Source organism: Sedimentitalea todarodis (assembly GCF_032595355.1).
GTDB classification, from domain to species: Bacteria; Pseudomonadota; Alphaproteobacteria; order Rhodobacterales; family Rhodobacteraceae; genus Sedimentitalea; species Sedimentitalea todarodis.
In genome coordinates this window covers 1-4467 of the sequence record NZ_JASMWN010000061.1, presented here as the reverse complement: position 1 = coordinate 4467, position 4467 = coordinate 1, and the positions used below count along the sequence as shown (strand labels likewise).

The following is a 4467-nucleotide window of genomic DNA, read 5'->3' as shown; positions in this document are numbered from 1 at the left end:
CGTGCGGAATTGGTGTTGGGTGTTACTCTGCGACAATTGCCGTTGCGGGTTCTACCTTGACAGCGGCGAATTTGAATTCGGGGATTTTGCCGTATGGGTCGACGGCGGGGTTGGTGAGGATGTTTGCGGCAGCTTCGACGTAGGCGAAGGGGACGAAGACCATGTCGGGGCTGACGGCGCGGTCTGCGCGGGCCATGATCTCGATCGAGCCGCGCCGCGTGGTCAGGCGCAGCATGGCACCGGGTTCGACGCCAAGATCGCGCAGCGTCGCGGGGTGCAGCGATGCGTTCGCCTCGGGTTCGACCGCGTCCAGAACCGCACTGCGCCGGGTCATCGACCCGGTATGCCAGTGTTCCAGCTGCCGGCCCGTCGTCAGGATCATCGGATAGTCCGCGTCCGGCGCTTCGTTCGGGGCGATGATGCTGGCAGGGGTGAACCTGGCCCGTCCCCGGGAGCGTGGGAAGCCATCGCCAAACACCACGGCCTGGCCGGGATCGGTTGGCGAGAGCGACGGGTAGGTGACGGTTTCAACTTCCAGCCGCTCCCAGGTGATATTGTCGAGACTCTTCATGTTGAGCGCCATTTCAGCGAAGATTTCGCGCGGATGGGTGTAGGTCCAGTTCAGCCCGATCCGCCGGGCCAGATCGACCGTGACCGCCCAGTCCTGGCGCGCGTCTCCGGGCGGGGCCACCGCCGGGCGCACCATCTGCACCTGCCGGTTGGTGTTGGAAACGGTGCCGGACTTTTCGTAGAGCGCCGACGCCGGCAGGATGACGTCGGCAAAGTTCGCCGTCTCCGTCAGGAAGATGTCCTGCACGACCAGATGCTCCAACCTGGCGAACGCCTCGCGGGCGTGATCCACATCCGGGTCCGACATCGCGGGGTTTTCGCCCTGAATATACATCGCACGGGTGTTTCCGGCATGGATGTCATCGACAATCTCGGTGACGGTCAGGCCCTTCTCGTTGCTGAAATCGCCCGAGCCCCAGACATCGGTAAAGGCCTTGCGCACATTGTCATCGCTCACGCTCTGATAGTCGGGCAGGAACATCGGGATCAGCCCCGCATCGCTGGCACCCTGCACGTTGTTCTGGCCGCGCAGCGGATGCAATCCTGTGCCGGGGCGGCCGATCTGGCCGGTCATCAACGCCAGCGAGATGAGACACCGGGAATTGTCGGTGCCGTGGACGTGCTGGCTGACGCCCATGCCCCAGAAGATCATCGCCGACCTGGCACCGGCAAAGGTGCGGGCGACGTCGCGCAGAACCTCGGCCTCGATGCCGCAGATCGGTGCCATCTTCTCCGGGCTGAAATCGGCCAGATGCGCCTTTTCGGCCTCCCAGTTCTCGGTGAAGGCTTCGATATACTGCTGATCGTAGAGGTTTTCCTCGACAATCGTCGCCATGATCGCGTTCAGCATGGACACATCCGCACCCGGTCGGAATTGCAGCATGTGCGAGGCGAACCGCCTCAGTCCGACACCACGCGGGTCCATGACGATCAGCTTGCCGCCACGTTTGGTGAATTGCTTGAAATAGGTGGCCGCGACCGGGTGGTTTTCCACCGGATTGGCCCCGATGACGATGGCCACATCGGCGTTTTCGATCTCGTTGAACGTCGCCGTCACCGCGCCGCTGCCGACATTCTCGATCAGCGCCGAAACGGATGAAGCATGGCACAATCGCGTGCAGTGATCGACGTTGTTGTGGCCAAACCCCTCGCGGATCAGCTTTTGAAACAGGTAGGCCTCTTCGTTGGTGCATTTGGCAGAGCCGAACCCGGCAACCGTCTTGCCGCCATGCGCCTGCGCCAGCCGCGTCATGCCATGTGCGGCAAAGTCCAGCGCCTCGTCCCATGTGGCCTCGCGGAAATGCGTCGACACATTGCCCGGATCGACGTTCAGCCCCTTTGGCGGGGCGTCCTCGCGCCGGATCAGCGGCCTGGTCAGCCGGTGCGGGTGGTGGATATAGTCAAAGCCAAAGCGCCCCTTCACACAGAGTCGCCCCTCGTTCGCCGGGCCGTTGAGCCCTTCGACATATTTGACGCGGCCATCCTTGACCTTGAGGCTGACCTGGCACCCGACACCGCAGAACGGACAGATGCTCTGGGTTTCGCTGTCGAAATCCGCGCTGTCGCCAACCTGTGCCGCGTCGACGACGGTGGCCGGCATCAGCGCCCCGGTCGGGCAGGCCTGGACGCATTCTCCGCAGGCGACGCAGGTTGAGGCGCCCATGGGGTCTGCGAAGTCGAAGACGGGGTAGGCGTCATGGCCGCGGCCGGCCATGCCGATCACGTCGTTGACCTGCACTTCGCGGCAGGCGCGCACGCAGAGGCCGCACTGGATGCAGGCATCCAGGTTGACGCTCATCGCGACGTGGCTGTCATCCAGCAGCGGAATGCGGCCCTGTTCCAGCTTCGGAAACCGGCTCTGCCCGACGCCCTGTGCCGCGGCCATGTCCCAGAGATGGCTGGATGTGTCGTGGGCCCTGGCCTGCTCGGGCTGATCGGTGACCAGCATCTCCATCACCAGCCTGCGCGCGGCGGTGGCGCGGGCACTGTCGGTGGTGACCGTCATGCCTTCGGACGGCACGCGGATGCAGGAGGCCGCCAGGACGCGCTCGCCCTCGATTTCGACCATGCAGGCGCGGCAGTTGCCGTCGGGGCGGTAACCCGGCGCCGGTTTGTGACACAGATGCGGGATTGTCAGCCCGCGGCCATTGGCGACCTCCCAGATGGTCATGCCCGGCTCGGCACTGACCTCCTTGCCATCCAGCGTGAACGTGATCGTATCGGCCATGGTTACACCTCGTCCGCAAAATGTTTCATCGTCAGCAGGATCGGATTGGGCGCCGCCTGGCCCAGCCCGCAGATGCTGGCGTCGACCATCACCTTGCAGAGTTCCTCGAGCAGCGGCTGATCCCAGGTGTCGGCCTGCATCAGCTTGACCGCCTTTTCACAACCGACCCGGCAGGGCGTGCATTGACCGCAGCTTTCGTCCTCGAAGAACTTCAGCATGTTCAGCGCCGCATCCCGCGCCCGGTCCCGGTCGGACAGGATCACGATGGCGGCGGAGCCGATAAAGCTGCCATGCGGTTGCAGCGTGTCGAAATCCATCGGGATGTCATTCATATGCGCGGGCAGCAGCCCCGCCGACGGCCCGCCGGGCTGGTAGGCCTTGAACACATGACCGTCGAGCATGCCGCCGCTGGCCGCGATGATCTCGGTGATGGTCGAGCCGGCGGGCAGAAGATGCACGCCCGGATTGCGCACGCGCCCGGACACCGAGTAGCTGCGCAGGCCCTTGCGGCCGTTATGCTCGGTGCCGCTCAGCACTTCGGGGCCTTCGCGGCAGATGCGGGTGACCCAGTAGAGCGTCTCGACGTTATGCACCAGCGTCGGGCGGTCAAAGATCCCGACCTGCGCCACGTAGGGCGGGCGATGGCGCGGCAACCCGCGCTTGCCCTCGATGCTTTCGATCATCGCGCTTTCCTCGCCGCAGATATAGGCCCCGGCGCCGCGCCGCAGGTCGATATAGCCCGCAGGCACCAGACCCGCGCCTTCCAGCGCCGCGATCTCGCGCCGCAGGATCTCCAGCACCGCCGGATATTCGTCGCGCATGTAGATAAAGCAGGTCTCGGCCTGCACCGCCCAGGCGGCGATCAGCATGCCTTCGAGAAACAGATGCGGCGTGCGTTCCAGGTAATAGCGGTCCTTGAAAGTGCCCGGCTCGCCTTCGTCGCCATTCACCGCAAGATAGCGCGGCCCGTTCTCGGCGCGGACAAAGGACCATTTCCGGCCCGAGGGAAAGCCCGCCCCGCCCAGCCCGCGCAGGCCCGACGACAGCAGCCTGTCCTGCACTTCGTCCGGCGTCGCGCCGCCGTCGCGCAGGGACAGGAGCGCGTCATAGCCCCCGGCCGCACGGTAGGGCTCAAAGGTCTCGTAGTCGGGAACACGGGCGTGGGTGTCATCCGCCTCGATCGCCGCCAGGACCTTTTCCGGCGTGGCGTGGTCAATGTGGTTGTGGCCGATTTCCAGCACCGGCGCCGTATCGCAGCGCCCCATGCAGGGCGCCCGCAGAACCCGCACCCTCGCCGGATCAAGCCCGTGGTCCAGCGCGGCCTGCACCTGCTGTGCGCCGGCCAGTTCGCAGGACAGGCTGTCACAAACGCGAATCGTCAGGTCCGGGGGCGGGGTCTCGCCCTCCTTGACCACATCAAAATGCGCATAAAAGGTAGCGACTTCGTAAATCTCGGCCTGCGAAAGCCGCATCACCTCGGCCAGGGCACGTAAATGCGCGGCGGACAGATGGCCATATCGGTCCTGTATCAGGTGCAGGTACTCGATCAGCAAATCCCGCCGAACCGCCACATCGCCCAGCAACCCACGAACATCCGCAACCGAAGAATCCTCGTACTGACGACCCTTCGGCGCCACACGACCCTTCCCTCGCCCAGATTTCCAGACACC

General features: G+C 64.8%; 2 protein-coding genes. Both read right to left on the bottom strand.

Features of this window, described 5'->3' with window-relative positions; translation table 11 throughout:
- Positions 1 to 22: 22 nt before the first annotated feature.
- Positions 23 to 2797: a formate dehydrogenase subunit alpha gene (gene fdhF / locus QO231_RS25750; RefSeq protein ID WP_316783080.1), complete on the bottom strand. Its 2775-nt coding sequence runs from the start codon at positions 2795 to 2797 to the stop codon at positions 23 to 25.
- 2 nt (positions 2798 to 2799) lie between these two features.
- A partial coding sequence (locus QO231_RS25745) for an NAD(P)H-dependent oxidoreductase subunit E (RefSeq protein WP_316783077.1) occupies positions 2800 to 4467 on the bottom strand: 1668 nt, incomplete at its 5' end.